Source organism: Rhizobium sp. PP-CC-3G-465 (assembly GCF_004343445.1).
In the GTDB taxonomy this organism is placed as follows: Bacteria; Pseudomonadota; Alphaproteobacteria; order Rhizobiales; family Rhizobiaceae; genus Ferranicluibacter; species Ferranicluibacter rubi.
Genome location: NZ_SLYH01000001.1, coordinates 1,444,252 through 1,459,692 on the forward strand (window position 1 = coordinate 1,444,252; position 15,441 = coordinate 1,459,692).

Annotated in this window: 13 protein-coding genes; 9 read left to right on the top strand and 4 right to left on the bottom strand. The window is 64.1% G+C overall.

Annotated elements, in window-relative coordinates; translation table 11 throughout:
• Positions 1-7: 7 nt before the first annotated feature.
• On the bottom strand, positions 8-901 hold the full coding sequence (gene coxB / locus C8J33_RS06765; protein WP_132447225.1) for a cytochrome c oxidase subunit II: 894 nt from the start codon (positions 899-901) through the stop codon (positions 8-10).
• A gap of 505 nt (positions 902-1,406) precedes the next feature.
• Here coxB and C8J33_RS06770 point away from each other — a divergent pair.
• The 3 genes from C8J33_RS06770 to C8J33_RS06780 all read left to right on the top strand — a co-directional run bounded on the left by C8J33_RS06770 (position 1,407) and on the right by C8J33_RS06780 (position 4,813).
• Positions 1,407-1,955, top strand: coding sequence for an invasion associated locus B family protein (locus C8J33_RS06770; RefSeq protein WP_110732616.1), 549 nt, complete (start codon positions 1,407-1,409; stop codon positions 1,953-1,955).
• A gap of 290 nt (positions 1,956-2,245) precedes the next feature.
• Positions 2,246-3,661 (top strand): metalloprotease TldD, encoded by a 1,416-nt coding sequence (gene tldD, locus C8J33_RS06775; protein WP_132663524.1) that lies wholly within the window; start codon positions 2,246-2,248, stop codon positions 3,659-3,661.
• A 240-nt stretch (positions 3,662-3,901) separates the two neighbouring features.
• Entirely contained in the window at positions 3,902-4,813 is a 912-nt protein-coding gene (locus C8J33_RS06780) for a hypothetical protein (RefSeq protein WP_132663525.1), read from the top strand.
• Positions 4,814-4,934: 121 nt separating this feature from the next.
• Here C8J33_RS06780 and C8J33_RS06785 read toward each other — a convergent pair whose 3' ends face one another.
• The 3 genes from C8J33_RS06785 to C8J33_RS06795 are packed head-to-tail and all read right to left on the bottom strand — an operon-like array spanning position 4,935 to position 7,364.
• Entirely contained in the window at positions 4,935-5,390 is a 456-nt protein-coding gene (locus tag C8J33_RS06785; protein ID WP_132663526.1) for an OsmC family protein, read from the bottom strand.
• Positions 5,387-5,848 carry a DNA polymerase III subunit chi gene (locus C8J33_RS06790; RefSeq protein ID WP_132663527.1) on the bottom strand — a complete coding sequence of 154 codons (462 nt, stop codon included), beginning with the start codon at positions 5,846-5,848 and terminating at the stop codon, positions 5,387-5,389. The genes C8J33_RS06785 and C8J33_RS06790 overlap by 4 nt, the downstream gene beginning before the upstream one ends.
• Before the next feature lie 28 nt (positions 5,849-5,876).
• Positions 5,877-7,364 carry a leucyl aminopeptidase gene (locus C8J33_RS06795; RefSeq protein ID WP_110799647.1) on the bottom strand — a complete coding sequence of 496 codons (1,488 nt, stop codon included), beginning with the start codon at positions 7,362-7,364 and terminating at the stop codon, positions 5,877-5,879.
• A gap of 400 nt (positions 7,365-7,764) precedes the next feature.
• On the opposite strand from C8J33_RS06795, the gene lptF reads away from it, so the two are divergent.
• The 6 genes from lptF (at position 7,765) to rsmA (ending at position 15,424) form a co-directional block, all read left to right on the top strand.
• Positions 7,765-8,934 (top strand): LPS export ABC transporter permease LptF, encoded by a 1,170-nt coding sequence (lptF, locus tag C8J33_RS06800; protein ID WP_110800071.1) that lies wholly within the window; start codon positions 7,765-7,767, stop codon positions 8,932-8,934.
• Positions 8,935-8,938: 4 nt separating this feature from the next.
• The gene (gene lptG, locus C8J33_RS06805) at positions 8,939-10,015 is read left to right on the top strand and encodes an LPS export ABC transporter permease LptG (protein WP_110732622.1); all 1,077 of its coding nucleotides are present in this window, start codon (positions 8,939-8,941) and stop codon (positions 10,013-10,015) included.
• Complete coding sequence (locus tag C8J33_RS06810) at positions 10,015-12,348, top strand: LPS-assembly protein LptD (RefSeq protein WP_132663528.1); 2,334 nt, start codon at positions 10,015-10,017, stop codon at positions 12,346-12,348. Before lptG ends, C8J33_RS06810 begins: the two co-directional genes overlap by 1 nt.
• A gap of 193 nt (positions 12,349-12,541) precedes the next feature.
• Positions 12,542-13,507 (top strand): peptidylprolyl isomerase, encoded by a 966-nt coding sequence (locus C8J33_RS06815; RefSeq protein ID WP_110799649.1) that lies wholly within the window; start codon positions 12,542-12,544, stop codon positions 13,505-13,507.
• A gap of 10 nt (positions 13,508-13,517) precedes the next feature.
• Positions 13,518-14,585, top strand: a complete 1,068-nt coding sequence (pdxA, locus tag C8J33_RS06820) for a 4-hydroxythreonine-4-phosphate dehydrogenase PdxA (RefSeq protein ID WP_132663529.1) — start codon at positions 13,518-13,520, stop codon at positions 14,583-14,585.
• Positions 14,585-15,424 carry a 16S rRNA (adenine(1518)-N(6)/adenine(1519)-N(6))-dimethyltransferase RsmA gene (rsmA, locus tag C8J33_RS06825; RefSeq protein ID WP_132663530.1) on the top strand — a complete coding sequence of 280 codons (840 nt, stop codon included), beginning with the start codon at positions 14,585-14,587 and terminating at the stop codon, positions 15,422-15,424. The genes pdxA and rsmA overlap by 1 nt, the downstream gene beginning before the upstream one ends.
• Positions 15,425-15,441: the final 17 nt, after the last annotated feature.

Here is a 15,441-nt window from a genome sequence, read left to right on the forward strand (position 1 = left end):
CCCCGAATTACTGTGCTGCGGCGGTGGCGACGTCGGTCGTCTTCACCGCATCGACGGAGGCCATGAGGGCCTTGTTGGCATCGCCGACATTGGCGGCAGCGGCGGTCAGCCAGGTGTCGTACTGCTGCTGGCTGACGACGCGGATGGCGATCGGCATATAGGCATGATCCTTGCCGCAGAGCTCGGAACACTGGCCGTAGTAGAGGCCTTCGCGGTCAGCCTTGAACCAGGTCTCGTTGAGACGGCCGGGCACGGCATCGATCTTGACGCCGAAGGCCGGCATGGCGAAGGCGTGGATGACGTCGGCGGCGGTCACAAGCACGCGCACCGTCTTGCCGACGGGCACGACGACCTCGTTGTCGACGGCCAGCAGGCGCGGATAGGCATTCTTGTCTTCCTTGCCGAGGGATGCCCGGTCCTCTTCCTTCATCAGCAGGCTGTCGAAGGAGAGCGGGCTTTCGCCGACTTCATACTCGTAGGACCAGTACCACTGGTTGCCCGTAGCCTTAAGGGTGAGATCCGGATTGGCGGGCGGGGTCAGCTGCGCGGTCAGAAGCTGGAACGAAGGAATGGCCAGGAACAGGAGGATCACGACGGGACCGACGGTCCAGGCGATCTCGATGGCCGTGTTGTGGCTGGTGCGCGAGGGAACCGGGTTCACCTTTTCGCGGAACTTGACGACCACGACGACCAGCAGCGCCAGCACGAACAGGGTGATCGGAATGATGAACCACAGCGTGTAATGCTCGAACCAGGTGACCTCTTCCATGATGCCGGTTGCGGCTGCCTGGAAATTGGTCTGCCAGTTGACGGGCTTGTCCGCGAGCGCCGTGCCCGCGGAAAGCAGACAGCTTGCCGCCGTCACACATGCCGCGAGACCCGCAAAAGCCTTGTTTCTCACCATTCGTAATTCCCCTCTCCATCCCGCTTTCGCCGGATCGAACAATCTCCGCCCTCTACAGCGCTTCAAACCACAGTTTGACCAGTGCCGCAACATCTGTCCATGCGTCCCGGCAAACGGCCTGCTCCTCGCTTACAGAATGTCACAGAACGACGGTTGCCGCCACCATGGCGCACACCGTCTCCATGCGGCATTTCGCGCCAGCGTCGGGCAGCATTTCGCGCGGAGGTGGACAGGGTGCATGTCCGCGGGATAGATGATGCCGCAGACGTGATGTGAGCGGAGAAAGGCCGGAAATCCGGGTCGTATTTCCGCCACACCACCCTTCGATAGAACGTCGCCTGCCTTTGACATGTGTCTTTGGTCTTCGATGGAACGGGTTCGGCCTTCGACGGGATACCGGAGAAGACGGACGGCACGAGACGTCACGCGCCCCTCCAGGGGTTTTCATTTCCGGGCCGGCTCTTCAAGAATAGCCGGACTGATTCGGTATTTTGAGGTTTTCATGGGCCTGTCCCTGTTTCTACGCCCGTCGATCATCGGAGCCGCCGCGGCTCTGGCCCTGGCAGTGCCTCTGGCGCTTCTGCCCGTCGCGGCTGTCGCACAGCAGCAGACGCCCGCTGCCCCCGGCACTGTGAAGTCCAATCATGGCGCGTGGTCCATCGTCTGCGACCAGCCGGCCGGCGCTTCGGCCGAACAATGCGCACTGATGCAGAACGTGATCGCCGAGGACCGGCCGGAAGTCGGCCTGTCGGTGGTGGTGCTGAAGACCGCGGACCGCAAGGCAAAGATCCTGCGCGTTCTCGCGCCGCTCGGCGTGCTGCTGCCGAACGGCCTCGGGCTGAACGTCGACGGCAAGGATATCGGCCGGGCTTACTTCGTGCGCTGCTTCTCCGACGGCTGCTATGCCGAAGTGGTGCTAGAGGAGGAGCTTCTGAAGACCTTCCGCTCGGGCGCGACGGCAACCTTCATCGTGTTTCAGTCGCCGGAAGAGGGCATTGGCATTCCCGTCGATCTCAAGGGATTTGGCGAGGGGTATGACGCGCTGCCGTGAGGATTTCGTAGGTTTGTGAAGACGTAAGAGAGAAAGGCCCTCTCTGCCCTGCCGGGCATCTCCCCCACAAAGGGGGAGAGGACTCGCGGATCGCGCGCAGCGTCTCCCTCAAACGTCTCTTAAAGAGGCGAGCGGCCAGCCCCTAGTCTTCTCCCCCCTTGTGGGGGAGATGGCCGGCAGGCCAGAGAGGGTTTTCCTCTTTGACCAAATGCGCGCACCCCAAAGATGCCTTGCCCCTCCCCCGGCGCGTGCCTACATAGCGGCTTCACCTTTCTGACGGAGTGCCAGACATGAACACCGACCTCATCACCCTGTTCGACGGCGACGAGGCGGCGGTGCGGCGCATTCTTGCCGAGACGCTGCAGGGCGCCGACGACGGCGAGTTGTTCATGGAACACATTCAGTCGGAATCGCTGTCCTTCGACAATGGCCGCCTGAAGGGCGGCAGCTTCAATACGGACCAGGGTTTTGGCCTGCGGGCCGTGGCGGGTGAAGCGGTCGGTTACGCCCATTCCGGCGATCTGTCGCTCGCGGCGCTGAAGCGCGCGTCGGATGCGGTTTCCGCCGTGACGCGCGGCTATGCCGGCACCTATGCGGCGGCCCCCCAGAAGACCAACCGCAAGCTTTATGGCGACGAAAATCCGATCGGCGAGCCGAGCTTCGAGGCGAAGGTGGCATTGCTGTCGGAGATCGACGCCTATGTCAGGGCGAAGGATCCGAAGGTCCGGCAGGTCACGGCGTCCATTGCCGCCAGCTGGCAGGTGGTCGATATCCTGCGCGCCGATGGCGAGCATGTGCAGGACATCCGGCCGATGACGCGGGTCAATGTTTCCGTCGTCGTCGGCGACGGTGACAAACAGGAAAGCGGCTCCTACGGCTTCGGCGGGCGGCGCGGCTTCGGCGATCTGATCACTGGTGAAACCTGGCGCCACGGGGCCGACGAGGCGCTGCGGCAGGCGCTCGTCAATCTTGAGGCGATCGACACACCGGCCGGCACCATGGATGTGGTGCTGTCGTCGGGATGGCCGGGCGTGATGCTGCACGAGGCCGTCGGCCATGGGCTCGAGGGCGACTTCAACCGCAAGAAGACCTCCGCCTTTACTGGCCTGATCGGCGAGCAGGTGGCGGCGAAGGGCGTGACGGTTGTGGACGACGGCACGATCGAATCCCGCCGGGGATCGCTGACCGTGGACGACGAAGGCACGCCGTCGGCCTACAACGTGCTGATCGAGGACGGAAAGCTGGTCGGCTACATGCAGGACCGGCAGAACGCCCGCCTGATGGGCATGAAGGCCACCGGCAACGGACGGCGCGAATCCTACTCTCACGTGCCGATGCCGCGCATGACCAACACCTATATGCTGGCCGGCGACAAGACGCCGGAAGAAATCATCGCATCGGTCAAACGAGGCATCTATGCCGTGTCGTTCGGCGGCGGCCAGGTGGACATCACCTCCGGCAAGTTCGTTTTCGGCTGCACCGAGGCCTATCTCATCGAGAACGGCAAGGTCGGCGCGCCGGTGAAGGGCGCCATGCTGATCGGCAACGGCCCGGACGCCATGAAGCGCATCACCATGATCGGCAATGATATGCAGCTCGACACCGGCATGGGCAATTGCGGCAAGGGCGGACAGTGGGTGCCCGTGGGCGTCGGCCAGCCGCACCTGCGCATGAACGACATGACCGTCGGCGGCACGCAGGCCTGATTCGGCCGCACCTTTCTCATCCGGCTAAAAAAGCGTTTCATTTCAGGCGGAAGGCTCAGCCTTCTCGCCTAATCTCGCGGAACTTTTCTCTCTTCGCCTCGTTGACGGTGGTCAAAGCCGGACACTGCGTCCGGACATACAAGGAGAGACATCATGGGACGCGGAATTTTGCTCTGGCTGCTGGGGATTCCGATCCCGATCATCATCCTGATCATGCTGTTCGTGCGCTAGGAGACTCGGATGGCAAAGCCCCTCTCCGCCGCCATTCCCGCGGCGGCGGCCTCCGTGTCCTCGGCCGAATCCGCAAAATCCGCCGTCAGCTGGGGCGCCATTTTTGCGGGCGCCGTCGCTGCATCGGCGCTGACCCTGCTTCTCACCCTTCTCGGTTCCGGCCTCGGACTAAGCCTTGCATCACCCTTCGGCGGCGATGGCCCGTCGGTCACCACGTTTGCAGTCTCGGCTGCCGTCTGGCTCGTCATCGTGCAGTGGCTATCCTCGGCCTTCGGCGGCTACATGACTGGTCGCCTGCGGACGAAGTGGAGCGGCATTCATAATGACGAAGCGTTCTTCCGCGACACCGCGCACGGCATTCTTGCCTGGGCAATCGCAACGCTGGTCGCTGCAGGCCTGCTCGGCTCCGTCGTCTCCTCGACCATCGGCACCGGCGTTCAGGCTGCGGCTTCGCTGACCGGAACGGCTGTCGCCACAACGGCAGGCGCTGCGGCCACCTCCGACAGCGCCGGCAATGCGACGTCCTACTTCGTCGATACGCTGCTGCGCCCGGCCGATCCGCGCACCGCGCAGGCAGGCCCGAACGGCACGGATGCGACCTCCGAGGTCTCGCGCATCCTGATGAACGGCGCGACGACCGGCACCATCCCGGAAGGCGACCGGACGTACCTGTCGCAGCTGATCGCAGCCCGCACCGGCCTGTCGGAAGCGGACGCCAACAGCCGTGTCGATAGCGTGCTGAAGAGCATCGAAGACGCGAAAACTGCAGCGGCCGATGCCGCAGAGACGGCCCGCAAGGCCAGCGCCACCACCGCCCTTATCGGCGCCGTATCGCTTCTTATTGGCGCCATCTGCGCCGGCATCGGTGCAGCCCTCGGCGGTCGCCAGCGCGACGACGACAACCTCTATATCCGTCGCTAAGGTTTCGCGCGGAGATAAATATGGAGCGGGCCGCGAAAGCGGCCCGTTTTCGTGTCGGTGATGGGGAGATGCGGATAAGTCCACGCGGAAGACGCCGGAAGTCCCGACAAAGCCTTGCCGCTCAGTCCGCGACTCGAATGTCGAACAGCGCATCACCTTTCAGCGTGTTGCTGACGGTGCAGATCTCTTCCGCCGCCTCCGCCAGATGCCGGCGCGTGTCTACATCCAGATCGCCCGTAAAGGTAAACACGATGTCGAAGCGGATGATTCTGCTCGGTTCGTCCTTGGTTTTCTCGCCCGTGACATCTGCCTGAATGTCGGTAATCCCGGCGAGGATATCCATGCGGCTGGCGGCGATGCGGGCGCTGAGCACGAGGCAGGCAGAGAGTGAGGCATAGAGGAGATCGATGGGGTTGAAGCCCGGCTGCGAGGCGCCGGTGACGATGTCGAGCGTGCCGCCTGTGACGCTGGTCAGATGCGGAAAGCCCGCGCGGCCGACGATTGCGGTCACGCCCGTCGGGCGGGTGCGGGCCTTCAGCGGCGGCGGTCCAGTCTCCCCGTCACCACCGCCCGTCATGCCTTCTTCTCCCATCGCCCCTCACTGCTCTGCTGCCAGTAGGTCAGCGCGTGGCCCTCCCCCTTCAGCCGCTTCCACTGGGCGCGTGCACCTTCGAGCTGCGTCTGGTCGTAGCCATCGAACATGAAGACGACGCGGTCGTAAGATGCCAGATCGGGAGGCACGGCACCGTCCACGAGAAAACGGACGGTCGCGTTGTTGGCGTTGCCGGCGCCCGTGGTCAGCAGCACCGGCTGGTTTTCGGGCGCCACCGCCGCGTGCGGGCCGTCATCGGTGGCGTGCGGGAGAAAACTGTCCTCCCGCCAGGTCCAGAGGTGATCGTCCAGCCTGTCGCGCCGTTCCTCGTCGGCCGTCTGGACGACGACCCGCCAGCCGCGTTCGACACTCTTGTCGACCAGCGGCGGCAGGGCATCCTCCAGCTTCGATTGGGTCAGGTGATAGAACAGGATGTCCGTCACGTCGGGCCCATGCCTTTCAAAGATCGCCTCAGCTCTCGTAGCGGGCGCGCACGAGTTCGTTCAGCAGGCGGACGCCGTAGCCAGACGCCCAGGACTGGTTGATCTCGTCGTTCGGCGAGCCCATGGCCGTGCCGGCGATGTCGAGATGCGCCCAGGGCGTGTCCTTGACGAAGCGCTTGAGGAACTGCGCCGCAGTGATCGAGCCGGCGTGCCGGCCGCCGGTGTTCTTCATATCGGCGAACTTGCTGTCTATCATCTTGTCGTATTCCGGACCGAGCGGCATGCGCCAGACGCGCTCCTGCGTCACGAGACCCGCCTGCGTGATCTCGCCGGCGAGCGTGTCGTCGTTGCAGAACAGGCCGGCCTGGTGGCCGCCGAGCGCCACGAGGATCGCGCCGGTCAGCGTGGCGAGGTTGATCATGAAGCGCGGCTGGAAACGCTCGTTGCAGTACCAGAGCGCATCGCAGAGCACGAGGCGGCCTTCGGCATCGGTGTTGATGATCTCGATCGTCTGCCCCGACATGGAGGTGACGATATCGCCCGGACGATAGGCATTGCCATCCGGCATGTTTTCCACGAGGCCGATGATGCCGACGACGTTGGCCTTGGCCTTGCGCGCCGCGAGCACGTGCATGAGACCGGTCACGGCAGCGGCTCCGCCCATGTCGCCCTTCATGTCCTCCATGCCGGCACCGGGCTTGATCGAGATGCCGCCCGAATCGAACACGACGCCCTTGCCGATGAAGGCGACGGGCTTGTCCTTCTTCGCGCCGCCGTTCCAGCGCATCACCACGAGGCGCGGCGGACGCGCGGAGCCTTGCGCGACGCTCAGAAGCGCGCCCATGCCCAAGTCCTTCATCTCGCTCTCGCCGAGGATCTCGACCTCGACGCCGAGGTCCTCGAGCGCCTTGGCCTTGGCGGCAAATTCGATAGGACCGAGCACGTTCGGCGGCTCGTTGACGAGGTCGCGGGCGATGAACACGCCTTCGGAGACGGCTTCCGACAGCGCCAGTCCCTTCTTGGCCTCGTCGGCGATCGCGGTGATGATCGTCACCTTCGTGCGCTGCGGCGTCGGCTCCTCATCCGGCTTCTTCTTGGTCTTGTAGCTGTCGAAGCGGTAAGCGTTCAGCTCCATGCCGAGTGCGAAATCGGCGGCCGCGCGCGGCGTGATCTCGACGCCGGGCGCGTCCAAGAACACCGTGGCGTCGCCTGCGCCGCGCAGCTTCGCCGCTGCGGTTCCCCCGGCCTTCAGCCAGTCATGCGCCGTCTGCGCCTTGGGATCGCCGAGGCCGAGGAGGAAGATGCGGTCGGCAGGCGAGCCTTCCGGCGCGAGAATGTCGAGCGTCGAGAGGGCGCGCGCCTTGAACTTTCCGGCCTTGGTCGCGCGGGCGATGACGCCTGAGGGATCGACCGTCGCCGCCCCCGCCGCCTCGTGCTCGGCAGCCACCAGGCACAGGACCGTGCCTTCCGTCTTCTTGCGCTGCGCCTTGAAGACAATCTCGAACATTCCGGCCATTTTCGCTCCGATCCTTCCGCCGCCCAGACGCTTGGCCGGGCACCGTCTTTAAAGCATGTTTTTCCACAGGCACGACGTCGTCAACCGTTCATCGCGTCTTCGTTACCGACGTAGCGTGACGGGACGCAAAGGCCAAGCAAAACCCGCGGGCCATTCGCTCCTCTCCTCGTCCCGGGTCGGAAAATTAGCATTCGACCTCGGTCGTGCCATCGGAACGATGCGTCACCAAAAAGACACCAAATGGGAAAATCTAGGCGTCGATGACAGCCTGAGCGTTGCGGGCCCTCAGTAACTTGGCTACTGCGATACCGATGATGATCAAAGCCCAACAGCGCTCGTGCGCCAGAGCAGCCCGCCGGACGGTTCCGTCCGCGCCCGCATGCGCCCGGAACAGGCTGAGATGACCATTCTCCAAAGCTATATTCTCCGACGTGTCGTCCAGATGTTCCTGTCGGCACTGCTGCCGGTTCTCGGCATCATCTGGACGACGCAGGCGCTGCAGCGCATCAATCTGGTGACCGATACCGGTCAGTCGATCGGTGCCTTCGTGCAGCTTGCGACGCTCATTCTGCCAACCGTCATCCCGCTCGTTCTGCCGTTCGCGCTCGCCATCGGCATCACGCAGGCCTTGGCGACGATGAACAACGATTCGGAACTGACGGTGATCGAATCGGCAGGTGGCAGCCGCGGGATCATCCTGCGACCGATTCTCGGCCTGGCCCTTGCCGTCAGTGCGGTGTCCTTCACCGTGGACAATTTTCTGGAGCCGGTGGTGCGCCAGGAAGTCCGCCAGATGATCGCGAGCGCCAATGCCGACCTTCTCTCTTCGGTCGTGCAGGAGAACACATTCCGCAAGATCGCCGACGGCCTCTACATCCAGATCGGCGGCCGGCGCGGCGGTGGCGTTCTCACCGGCATCTTCGTCGGCGATTCGCGCGATCCGAACGTCGAGTTCGTCTATTATGCCCGCGAGGGTGCGGTGGACGAGAAGAGCTCGGCCCTGGTGATGAAGGACGGCGAAGTCCACCGGAAGCTGCCGGACGGAGGCGTCTCCATCATCAAGTTCGACAGCTACGCCTTCGACCTGACCGAGATGACCCGCAAGGTGGGCGCTGCAACCCTGCGCGCCCAGGACCAGGATCTCTTCACCCTCCTCCACCCCGACCCGGAAGACAGCAACTACCAGCGCCGTCCGCAGACCTATGTCGCCGAGCTGCACCGTCGGCTGACGGAGTGGACGTTCCCGATCATCTTCGCGCTTATCGGCCTCGTCGTCAGCAGCGACGCGCGCTCGCACCGCGAAGCCCGCCTGCACCCGACGGCGACCGCCCTGCTTTTGATGCTGCTCTTCCGCTGGATGACCTTCTATGCAGCGAACGGGGCGGAGGAAGAACAGTTCTTCGTGCCGCTGATGTACGTCATTCCCGCCATCACGACGTTCCTGTGCATTCGCCAGCTCGCAAGCAACAAGCGGCTTGTCATTCCCCGGACCCTCCAGGAGAAGTTCACCGACCTGACAGGCCGGATTCGCCTGCTGCGTTTCGGCAATTCCGACCGGGAGGCGCGCTGACCCGATGAGCACGCTCAAGATCTACTTCTTTCGCCGGTTCATGGTGACGATCGGCTGGTTCCTTATCGGTGTGTTCTCGCTCGTCTTCATCATCGATTTCAGCGAACTCTCCAACCGCATGTCGAACCTGCCGGGCTACTCTCTCGGCGGTGCGCTGCTGATGACCGCCATGCGCATTCCCATGATCATGCAGCAGACCGTGCCCTTTATCGCGCTGTTTGCCGGCATGGTGACGCTGATCGCGCTCAACCGCCGCTACGAGCTGGTGGTGACGCGGGCGGCGGGCATTTCGGCCTGGCAGTTTCTGCAGCCCTTCGTGCTCGGCGCCCTGCTGTTTGGCGCGCTTGCGGTGGCCATTCTCAACCCGATCGCCGCCTGGGGTTCGCGCAGTGCCGAGCTTCTGGAGACCAACTGGGGCAGCTCGTCGTCGCGCGGCTCCAAGACCATTCCGTGGCTGCGCCAGATCTATGGTGACGACGACAGCATCATCGGCGCGCGCGCCGTACAGGACGATGGCCGGACGCTCGTCACCGTCACCGTGATCCACCTCGACAAGCAGGGTCGCATCGTCTTCCGGCAGGATGCGCAGAACGCAAAACTCGAAGATGGTTACTGGTTGCTGAACGGGGTGACCGAGACCCGCAACGGCGTGCTGCCGAAGCGTTTCGAAACGGCACGGTTGCCGACCAATCTCCGTGCGGAATTCGTTCAGGAATCGCTCGACAAGGCTGAATCCATTCCGTTTTTCGAGCTTCCCCATAAAATTTCGATCGCGAAATCCTTCGGGTTTCCGACCTACGGCATGCAGACCCAGCTTCATTCGCTGTTGTCCCTGCCGCTTCTTCTCGTCGCCATGACGCTGATTGCCGCAAGCGTGTCGCTGAAATTCAGCCGCTTCCACCAATCGCGCTCGGTAATTCTCGGTGGAATCCTGGCAGGCTTCGTGCTTTATGTCGTGACCGTGCTGGTCAGAGCATTCGGGAGCAGCGGCATCTTGCCTCCGTTCGTTGCAGCCTGGTTGCCGGTTGTTGTCGCGATGGCGCTGGGGTCCACGATTTTGTTGCATCAGGAGGATGGCTAGTGGCGGGCTGTGACCGCAATCATACAAGGCTACTGGCGGCCATACTGCTTTCCAGCGTTGCATGCCTTTCCGTATCTCCCGGCACGTCCGGTTCGGCCTTCGCTCAGTCGGCGCCGACGACGCTTGCGCCGAAACTGCCCGACGATGCCAAGATGGTGCTGTCGGCCAACGAGCTCGTGTACAATCGCGACGCCGAACGCGTCATCGTGCGCGGCGCCGTGCAGATCAATTACGGCGGCTACCAGATGGTCGCCCAGCAGGTCGAATACAGCCAGAAGACCGGCCGAATCGTCGCGACCGGCCAGATCGAGCTGATCGAGCCGACCGGCAACAAGATCTATGCCGAGAAGATGGACGTCACCGACAATTTCGCCGATGGCTTCATCGAGACGATGCGCGTCGAGACGACCGATCTGACCAAGCTTGCCGCCGTCAACGGCGAGCGGCGCAATGGCGACGAGATCATCCTGAACCAGGCGGTCTACACGGCCTGTACGCCGTGCGCGACCAATCCGGACTACCGCTCGCTCTGGCACATCAAGGCGCAGCGCATTATCCAGAACGGCAAAACGCACACCGTGCGGCTGGAGAACGCCCGCTTCGAACTGTTCGGCAAGCCGATCCTGTACCTGCCGGTGCTGGAGGTTCCCGATGGCACGGTGAAGCGCAAGAGCGGCTTCCTGTTCCCGCGGTTCCGCTACACGCAGAAGCTGGGTGCCGGCGTCAGCGTTCCCTATTACTGGGCAATCTCGCCCACCATGGACGCGACCGTGACGGCGACCGGGCTGACGCGCCAGGGCTTCCTGCTGGAAGGCGAATTCCGACAGCGCTTCGAGACGGGGCAGCACGTCCTGCGCATGGCGGGCATCAGCCAGATGGATCGCAGCTCGTTTACGGACGGAACCGTGGACGCGCAGGAGACAGAACGCGGCCTCATCGGCTCGCGCGCCGACTTCAAGATCAATCCGCGCTGGTCGTTCGGCTGGGATGTCCTCGTCCAGAGCGACAACAACTTCGCCAAGACGTATGAACTCTCGACGTTCGACGGCACGACGCATACGAACCAGGCCTATCTGACGGGTCTCGGCAAGCGCAATTATTTCGACCTGCGCGCCTTCTACTTCGATATTCAGGATGCCGATCCGGACAGCGTGGCCGAAAACAAGCAGGCTTACGCGCAGGTCCTCGACTATGACTATACGGCGCCGCAGGCGGTTGCCGGCGGTGAGCTCTCCGCGACCGTCAACCTGACCAACGTCAACCGCAACCGCGAGGACTCGGTCGACGTGTTCGGCGTCGACCGGTTCCGTGGTCTCGAAGGCACCGCGCATCGCCTGACGGCGGAAGCCGAGTGGAAGAAGACCTTCATCGTGCCCGGCGGCCTGTCGCTGACGCCGCTTCTGGCGGCGCGCGGCGATATTCTCGGCCTGACGATGGACAATCCCGGTCCGACCTATACCGGTGACTATAACGGCGACGACACCTCGACGCGCGGCATGGCGACGGCCGGGCTCGAGGCGCGCTATCCGATCCTGATGGCGACCGCCAACAGCAGTCATATCTTCGAGCCAATCGCGCAGATCTATGTTCGTCCGGACGAGAGCAATCCGGGTAGCCTGCCGAACGAGGACGCACAGAGCTTCGTGTTCGATGCGACCAACCTGTTCGAGCGGGACAAGTTTTCGGGCTTCGACCGCATCGAGGGCGGCTCGCGCGCCAATCTCGGCATGCGCTACACGGGCACGCTCGGCAATGGCTACGGTGTTCGCAGCATCGTCGGCCAGTCCTTCCATCTCGGCGGCGTCAATTCCTTCGCAACCGACGATCTCGTGAAGGTGGGTGCCGATTCGGGCCTTGAAAGCGACCGGTCGGACTATGTCGGCATGTTCGGCATCGATGCGCCCTCCGGGCTGACGGCCAGCCTCAGCGGCCGGCTGGACGAAGAGGATTTCGACCTGCGCCGGACGGACTTCTCGGTCGGCTACGAAGGCATCGCCTGGCAGACGGCCATCACCTATACCAGCATCAAGGCGCAGCCGACCTACGGTTCGCCCTACGATCAGGACGAAATCCAGACGGCGGCCGCCTGGCGGTTCCGCGAGTACTGGTCGGTGTTCGGCTCGGTTACCTACGACATCAACAACAGTCTCGTCACCCGCAACGGCCTCGGCGTCACCTATGACGATCAGGACACGCTGTTCTCGCTCGTCTACAAGAACGAGCGCGACCCGGACCAGTCGCTCGCCAATGACTGGTCGATCGGTGCGCGGATCTCCTTCCGCACATTGGGTGACATCAATGTCGGCGACAGCTCGTTCAACGCGCTGGACTAACCGCGGTCGTCGTGACGGAAAACAGGCTTGTGTGCGCGGTCTCGCGCCCACGCTCAGTGATATCGAGGGCTTGTCATCATTCGGCCGCATGGTTTATGCATCCAGCGGGAAACAGGCGCAGCCGCAGGCTTGGCGCTTCATGGAGCGTTGCGAGCCCGTTAAAATGTGCGGCTTGCTCTGAAGGGGATGTCTGATGGGCAACGGAACCGTGCAAAAGCGATCTTCACTGCGAGTGGCGGCAGGTATTCTGCGTGCGGGCCTGCTGGCCGGCGCGCTCTGCCTGCCGACCACCCTGCCCGCTGCCGCAGCGGGTGCGGGCACCGCGGTCGCCGTCGTCGTCAACGGCACGCCGATCACGACCGGTGACATCGCCAAGCGTGCGGCCTTCCTCAAGCTGCAGCGGCAGAGCTCGGCCGGCGCACGCGAGCAGATGATCGATGAAGTGCTGAAGCGCGCTGAAGTGCTGCGCCTCCAGCAGTCCGTCAGCACCGAAGATGTCGATGCGGCCGTTGCGCGATTTGCCGCCGGAAACAAGCTGTCGGTGGCGCAGCTCACCCAGGTTCTGGCCCAGGCCGGCGTCGGCATCGACCATTTCAAATCCTATGTCGCGATTTCCATGAGTTGGCCGCGGGCCGTGCGCCTGCGCTTCGGCAGCGGCGGCGGGCGTCTCTCCAACGAGGAGCTGGTGCGCCGTATGCAGGAGAATGGCGGTAACAAGCCGGTGACGACCGAGTACTTCCTTCAGCAGGTTATCTTCGTCGTTCCCGGCGCCAAGCGTAACGCCATCATGGGCAAGCGGCAGGCCGAAGCCAATGCCTCGCGCTCGTCCTATCCGGGCTGCGACGATGCCAAGACCTTTGCCGCGACTATGCGCGACGTTTCCATCCGCAATCTCGGCCGCATGATGGTACAGGAAATCCCCGAGGACTGGCGTCCGCTGGTTGAAAAGGCTGGCGACGGCAACACGACCGCGACCCGCGTGACCGAAAGGGGCGTCGAATATCTCGGCATTTGCAAGAAGCGGCAGGTTTCCGACGATCTGGCGGCCGAAGTCGTCTTCCGCGCCGAGGATCTCGGCAAGCAGAAGGGCGGCGAGGACCCGAACAGCGTGAAGTACATGGAAGAACTGCGCAAACGCGCGCAGATCCTGGGGAAGTAACCGGACCATCATGACAGACGAGACCCGGGCGCCGCTTGCCCTGACCATGGGCGACCCGGCCGGTATCGGGCTCGACGTCACGCTGGAAGCCTGGACGCGCCGCGACGCGCTGGGGCTTGCTCCCTTTCTCTTCATCGGCGATCCCGCGGTTCTTGCCGAACGGGCACGCCTACTCGGCCTCGACGTGTCCATTACCGAGGCAGACCACCGCTCGGCCGCAGGTCTCTTTGCCACGAGCCTTCCCGTGCTCCCCATCGCCTGCCCGGCGCCCGTGATCGCGGGCCGTGCCGACAGCGCCAATGCGCCAGCGGTCATCGGGGCGATCCAGACGGCCGTGCAGATGACGCTGGCCTCCCAGACCGCCGCTGTCGTCACCAACCCCATCGCCAAATCCGTGCTCTATGCAGCAGGCTTTCGTTTTCCCGGACATACCGAGTTCCTGGCAGAACTTGGCAGCGTCGCGCGCAACAAGCCGCTGCTGCCGATCATGATGCTGGCTGGCCCGAAGCTCCGAGCGGTGCCGGTGACGATCCATATTCCCCTGAAGAACGTGCCCGGTCTGCTGACCGCGGACCTCATCTACCGGACGGCCGTCATCACCGCAGCCGATCTCAAGGCGCGCTTCGGCATCGCCGCACCGCGGCTCGCGATCGCGGGGCTCAACCCGCATGCCGGCGAGAGCGGTGCGCTGGGGCTGGAGGACGACGCCATCATTCGCCCTGTGGTCGAACGCCTGCAGGCCGAGGGGATCGACGCCGTCGGCCCCCTGCCCGCCGACACGATGTTCCACGACCGGGCACGCGCCACCTACGACGTCGCGCTCTGCATGTATCACGATCAGGCGCTGATCCCGGCCAAGGCGCTGGGCTTCGACGACAGCGTCAACGTCACGCTCGGCCTGCCCTTCATCCGCACCTCGCCCGACCATGGCACCGCATTCGGCATCGCCGGGCAGCGGCTGGACGGACGCACGATCGCGCGGGCGGACAGCCTCGTTGCGGCGCTGCGCATGGCGCGCGAGCTTGCCGATACCGAGCGCAGCGACATCGAAAACGCCGGCATCGAGAGCGCCTCCTGATGGCCGCCATCGACGGACTGCCGCCGCTGCGCGACGTGATCCAGCGCCATGGGCTGGATGCCAAAAAGGCACTCGGCCAGAACTTCCTTCTCGACCTCAACCTCACGCAGAAGATCGCGCGCACGGCGGGTCCGCTCGAAGATGCGACCGTCATCGAGGTGGGCCCCGGCCCCGGCGGCCTGACGCGCGCGATTCTGTCGCTCGGCGTCCGCAAGCTGATCGCCATCGAGCGCGACAGCCGCTGCCTGCCGGCGCTTGCCGAGATTTCCGATCATTATCCCGGCCGGCTGGAGGTCATCGAGGGGGATGCGCTGAAAGTCGATTTTGCGGAGCTGGCGCGCCAGTCCGGCGCTAGAGGCCCGATCCGCATCATCGCCAACCTGCCTTACAACATCGGCACGCAGCTGCTCGTGAACTGGCTGACATCCGACGCCTGGCCGCCCTTCTACGCCTCTATGACGCTGATGTTCCAGCGCGAGGTGGGCCTGCGGATCGTGGCGGATGAGACGAACGACCACTACGGTCGGCTGGGCGTGCTCGCCGGCTGGCGCACCGAGGCACGCATGGCCTTCGACGTCCCCCCGCAAGCCTTCACGCCGCCCCCCAAGGTCACCTCGACCGTGGTGCATCTGGAGCCGCGCGAAAACCCGATCCCCTGCTCGATTTCGGCACTGGAACGCGTGACGCAGGCCGCCTTCGGCCAGAGGCGCAAGATGCTGCGCCAGAGCGTGAAATCGCTTGGCGGGGAAACGCTGCTGGCCAAGGCAGAAATCGACCCGCAGCGGCGGGCCGAGACATTGTCGGTCGAGGAATTCTGCCGGTTGGCGAACTGTCTTTAAGCGCATTCGAGAAGCGC